The sequence below is a fragment of the Candidatus Aquicultor sp. genome (assembly GCF_054640775.1).
This window is the reverse complement of sequence record NZ_JBTSLF010000170.1, coordinates 1-5,244: the sequence shown is the minus strand read 5'-3', so window position 1 is coordinate 5,244 and position 5,244 is coordinate 1. Positions and strand designations below refer to the sequence as shown.

Here is a 5,244-nt window from a genome sequence, read left to right as displayed (position 1 = left end):
GATACACGACCGGCTCGTCGCAATCGGAACGACACCCGTGACCGGCCAGGTTTCCCTGCTTGAGTTGCTGCGGAGGCCTGAGGTCGAGGTCGAGCATATCGAGCAGTTTTACCCCGAACTCGCCGCGGCGTCCAACGATCTCAAGCAGCAGCTTGCTGTCGAGACCAAGTACGAGGGCTATGTGAAGCGTCAACACTCCCAGATACGGCAGTTTAAGCGTCTCGAGGCAAAGGCGATCCCCGTAGAGATCGATTATTTAAAACTAAACGGCTTAACGATCCAGGCACGCGAGGCGCTCGCTAAGGTCCGCCCCCAGTCGATAGGCCAGGCGTCGCGCGTTTCCGGTGTATCGCCGGCCGACGTCACGTCGCTCCTCATCCATATCGAACAGTTTTCAAGAGACTCGAGAGACAATGGGACCGATAATGTCGAACATGACACCACCAGAAATCCTGGCTAAAGGAGCCGCAGAACTACATATACCGCTGAGTGAGAGCCAAGTGCGGCTCTTCATGGCGTATGCGCACGAGCTTGTGAGCTGGAACGAACGCTTTAACCTTACCACCATAACCGATGAGCGCGATATCGTTGTCAAGCACTTCCTGGACTCGCTCGCCATTTTTGGTGCGGTCGATGTCCCCCGGGGGTGTAATGTGGTCGATATCGGCGCTGGCGCGGGGTTTCCCGGGGTGCCGATAAAGATCGCCCGCCCGGATATCCCCTTGGCACTGGTCGAGTCTTCCCAAAAGAAAGCCGGCTTTTTAACGCATCTGGTCGAGCGGCTTGAGTTGGCGCACGTTGTCGTGGTCGCCGAGCGGGCCGAGGATTTCGGCAGAATAAAAGAAAACCGGGGGTATTTTTGCTGCGCGGTATCAAGGGCCGTGGCGGATCTGGCGGTCCTCGCAGAATACGCGCTTCCCCTGGTAAAAGAGGGTGGCCGCTTCGTTTCGTATAAGGCAAAGGGGGCCCATCAAGAGGTTGAACGGGCATCGAGCGCTATAAATTTACTAGGCGGTCGCGTTGAAGAGATAGCCGAAGTTGTGGTACCATTTCTTAAAGCAGAGCGGTATTTGATATCGATTACAAAAGTGGCGCAAAGCCCCCAAGCCTACCCGAGAAAAGCGGGGACGCCGGCTAAAAAGCCGCTGGCATAACAGCATATTTAACAGTATAAGACGCAGTATCAGGCAGGACAACAATGGCAGTAGGTCTATTTTCCCGTCGTTTGCAGCAGCTTGAAGACGAAATCAGAGAAGAAAAAGCTCCCTCAAGCACTCCTACCCATCGCGGGCTTCCTGGAGATCGCAGGGGTTTAACTCTGGCCGTGGTCAATCAGAAGGGCGGCGTGGGCAAAAGCACAACGGCGGTAAACTTAAGCGCGTACCTTGCCGACATGGGACAAAAGGTCCTGCTCATCGATTTTGATCCCCAGGGAAACACCAGCAGCGGTTTCGGTGTGGACAAGAAGGCGATTAACCACTGCATCTACGACGTGGTCATTGATGAGAAACCGCTGGTAGAAGTAATAACTCACACGAACATAAAGAACCTCTCGCTCATTCCCGCCACCGTACAGCTAGCGGGGGCCGAGATCGAGCTTGTCGCGTCTCTGTCGAGAGAGCATCGACTGAAGCGGGCGATAGAGACGATCAAGCGGCGCTATGACTTTATCATCATCGACTGTCCACCGTCGTTGGGTTTGTTAACCGTGAATGCCCTGACGGCGGCCGATGGGTTGATAATCCCGGTCCAATGCGAGTTTTATGCTCTAGAGGGCTTAAGCAAGCTTCTTGAGAGCGTGCGCCTTGTCAAAGCCCATCTGAATCCGGACTTAAAGATCGCGGGCGTGCTCATGACCATGCACGATATCAGGACGAGGCTGTCGCAGCAGGTCATCGATGAGGTGAAGAAGTTCTTCCGAGAACTCGTCTACGAGACGGTCATACCAAGAACGGTGCGTCTGAGTGAGGCGCCAAGCTTTGGTGTCCCCATAAACCGCTATGATGCGGAATCAAAGGGCGCTCAAGCGTACCAACAATTTGCAAGGGAAGTGATTGAGCGTGCAGAAAAGAGGACTGGGTAGAGGCCTTGAGTCATTAATACCCGGCATAGGCCAGGGAACAGATGTTCCCCTCATTATTCAGGATGATAGCACCCATAATGGCATAGATCGCGCAGAAAGCGCCGGCGAGGCGGGAAATCCGCTTAGAAACCTCCCGCTTTCTAAAATCGTCCCCAACCCGAACCAACCGCGGAAATACTTCGACGAGCAGGCGTTTTCCGAGCTGGTATCATCGGTTAAAGAGCATGGGCTCGTACAGCCCGTTGTCGTTCGCACGATGGGGTCGCTTTATGAGCTGGTGGTCGGCGAGCGTCGCTGGCGGGCTGCAAAGGAAGCGGGCTTGAAAACGATTCCGGCGATTGTGCGAAATACCTCCGATGTTGAGGCGCTGGAGATCGCCCTTATCGAGAACGTACAGCGGCAGGACCTCAACCCGCTCGAGGAAGCGGCCGCGTATTACCACCTTATCGAGGACTTCGGTTTTACGCAGGAGCAGCTGGCCGAGCGGGTGGGCAAGCAAAGAAGCACCATCGCGAACACCATTCGTCTTCTCAAGCTTCCGGAGGCCGTTAAATCGTTTATCGTGGAAGGCAAGATATCTGTCGGTCACTCAAAAGCACTGCTCTCGCTGCCGAACGAGGAAGCGCGGGTCCGTTTAGCCGAGCGCATCGTGCAGGAAGGTATGACGGTGCGGCAGGTAGAGAACCTGGTGCGGCTGTGGCAAAACCCGCCCCAGAAAACACCGAACCCACCGATGCCGCTTTATTTTAGGCAGATGGCCAAGGACTTGGGTACACAGCTCGCGACCAAGGTGCGGGTCAAGATGCAGGGCGAAAAAGGGCGCGTGGAGATCCACTTCAGCGATGAAGCCGAGCTCGAGCGCATACTGAACACGCTTGCCGGGGAGAAAAAGCCCCATAATACCTAATTTCCATTTTAAAATTGGTCGATGTCAGCTATTATAGGGAATAACGAACACGTAATGGGAGGGTTTTATGAGCGAGAGGCGCTTTGGTACAGCCGAATTCGGTTTGGGTCTTTTACTCGGGCTGACAACCGGGGCGGTCGTCGGTATTCTTATGGCTCCGCAACCTGGAGCAAAGCTACGAGGCGGCATTGCGGACCGGGCGACCGATATCAAATCCATGGCATCGGACATATTGGATCAGGCCAAGCTTGGCTTTGACGTTGCGGCCACGCAGGTAGAGAAAATCGTCGGCCTCCAGGAACGCAATATGAGAAAGAAGCTCGATGCTTTAAAAGCCCAACTGGACGAATACCACCTGAACGAGGCGTAATACGGCCGTTCTTCTAAAAACACTATGACAGCGAAGATGCGCCCGGCGCTTGATATGATTGGGCGCTTTGCGGTTTTCTGGATACAAAACGAGGTTTGCTTTGAGTACAAAAGTCGCGGTATTGATGGGTGGACGCTCCGCCGAACGGGAGATATCCTTGCTCACGGGTGAGCAGATTTACCAGGCCTTACTACAAAAAGGCTATGATGCGGTCGCAGTTCATCTCGACGAGCATATCGTTGAGACCCTTAAAAGCCTGAAACCCGATGTCGTGTTTATCGCGCTGCACGGTCGTTACGGTGAGGACGGAACCATTCAGGGCTTGCTTGAGATTCTTGATCTGCCCTATACCGGCTCCGGTGTTCTGGCGAGCGCACTCGGCATTGATAAGGCAATGTCAAAACGCGTGTTTGAGGCGGCCGGCATCGAAACACCCGGGTATGCGGTCGTTTCAAAGCAAGACTTTGTCGTCGACCGGGAATCCTGCGAGGGCATTGTAAGCACTCTTGGATTTCCGCTAGTCGTAAAACCCGCCCGCGAAGGGTCGACGATCGGCATGAGCATCGCGCACGACGTCGATGGATTAGGTACCGCCCTTGAAATGGCGTTTTCACACGACAGCGACGTGGTTATCGAGCAGTTCGTTGATGGCGTCGAGATTACCGTCGGTGTGCTCGGCAACGAGCCCAAAGCGTTGCCGACGCTTGAGGTCGTGACGACGACGGGGTTTTATGATTACGAGACGAAATATACGGCGGGCCTGAGCGAGCACATCATTCCCGCCAGACTTCCCGAGGAACACCGGAGACGAGCCCAAGAGATCGCGGTTAAGGCGCATACGGCGCTCGGGTGCAAAGGGTTTTCTCGCGTCGACATCATCGTGGAGGACAGTGGCCGCTGCAACGTGCTGGAGATCAACACGATTCCCGGTATGACGAGGCTCAGCTTGTTTCCGGACGCCGCAAGAGCGGCCGGCTATGAATTCCCCGATTTAATCGCCTACATGATTAAGCTTGCGCTTGAGGACTAATCGTTGCTGAAGCTATTCCGTTGAGCTGTCTTGGCCCCTCTTCTTATATGCCTTACCCGCGATATATGCACCGATGCTGACTACGAGGAATATTCCGATAAACAACCCGCCCACGACTTTGGCCATGGCGACGGCGCTTGCAGTTGCGATCGAGGCCAGAAATCCCGCCGCAATCGCCCCCAGAAGCATCGAAGGTATCGAGTATTTGAGGTCTATATTGAAAAGATACGCGAGAAGCGCTCCGGACCAGATTCCGGTTCCCGGCAGTGGCACAGCCACAAAAAAGAATAGCCCGACTGCTCCGTAGCGATCGATTTTTTCGGAGTGCTAACGCCTGGTATGCTCAAAAAGCCAGCTCATAAGTCTATCCATAAGCCGGGATTTTTTCGAGAGCCACTTGCTTACAGGGTCGAGCAATAGCAGCAGTGGAATCACGGGAAGCATCATCCCGATGCTTGAAAGAACAAAGGCCTCCCATATGGACATATGGTATGTTGCAACGGCGAGCGGCGCACCGGTTCTCTCTAGGATAGGGAGCGCCGAGATGATTAGTATAATTAATTCTTTTGGAATGCGCGAGATAATATCAGCCTCGATCACCGGTTAACCCCCCTGTTTGAAAGCATCCGTTATAATTTACCATAGAGCCCGGTGTCGTTTAAAGCAGCAATAAGCGGCGCGCTATCATGTCCATGGTGCTTGCGGCGTAATAGCAAGCAGAGCCAAAAGCGAAAACGGCCGCTCCCGGTGCTCATCATAGGCATTCCCGGCAGTGCGCCACTACCTTCTACCGTTTTTTGCCGCATTGCATGCCATTGCGGTTGGGTACATACTACTCGCCACAACTTTTTCTA

The 5,244-nt window shown here is 54.2% G+C and carries 5 protein-coding genes and 2 pseudogenes; 6 read left to right on the top strand and 1 reads right to left on the bottom strand.

The annotated features are described in order from the left end of the window. From ACYC56_RS11870 to ACYC56_RS11845, 6 genes and pseudogenes are all read left to right on the top strand, one after another. A pseudogene (locus tag ACYC56_RS11870) lies at window positions 1–460 on the top strand (tRNA uridine-5-carboxymethylaminomethyl(34) synthesis enzyme MnmG); the annotation flags it as partial. Further along, on the top strand, window positions 435–1,154 hold the full coding sequence (gene rsmG, locus ACYC56_RS11865; protein ID WP_461374392.1) for a 16S rRNA (guanine(527)-N(7))-methyltransferase RsmG: 720 nt from the start codon (window positions 435–437) through the stop codon (window positions 1,152–1,154). The pseudogene ACYC56_RS11870 and the gene rsmG, both read left to right, overlap by 26 nt. Before the next feature lie 44 nt (window positions 1,155–1,198). Further along, window positions 1,199–2,083 carry a ParA family protein gene (locus ACYC56_RS11860; RefSeq protein ID WP_461374391.1) on the top strand — a complete coding sequence of 295 codons (885 nt, stop codon included), beginning with the start codon at window positions 1,199–1,201 and terminating at the stop codon, window positions 2,081–2,083. Further along, window positions 2,061–2,990, top strand: a complete 930-nt coding sequence (locus ACYC56_RS11855) for a ParB/RepB/Spo0J family partition protein (RefSeq protein ID WP_461374390.1) — start codon at window positions 2,061–2,063, stop codon at window positions 2,988–2,990. Before ACYC56_RS11860 ends, ACYC56_RS11855 begins: the two co-directional genes overlap by 23 nt. Before the next feature lie 67 nt (window positions 2,991–3,057). After that, complete coding sequence (locus ACYC56_RS11850) at window positions 3,058–3,360, top strand: YtxH domain-containing protein (protein WP_461374389.1); 303 nt, start codon at window positions 3,058–3,060, stop codon at window positions 3,358–3,360. 100 nt (window positions 3,361–3,460) lie between these two features. Beyond that, window positions 3,461–4,390, top strand: coding sequence for a D-alanine--D-alanine ligase (locus ACYC56_RS11845; protein WP_461374388.1), 930 nt, complete (start codon window positions 3,461–3,463; stop codon window positions 4,388–4,390). 12 nt (window positions 4,391–4,402) lie between these two features. Here ACYC56_RS11845 and ACYC56_RS11840 read toward each other — a convergent pair. Then, window positions 4,403–4,990, bottom strand: a pseudogene (locus tag ACYC56_RS11840) (COG2426 family protein). Window positions 4,991–5,244 lie beyond the last annotated feature (254 nt).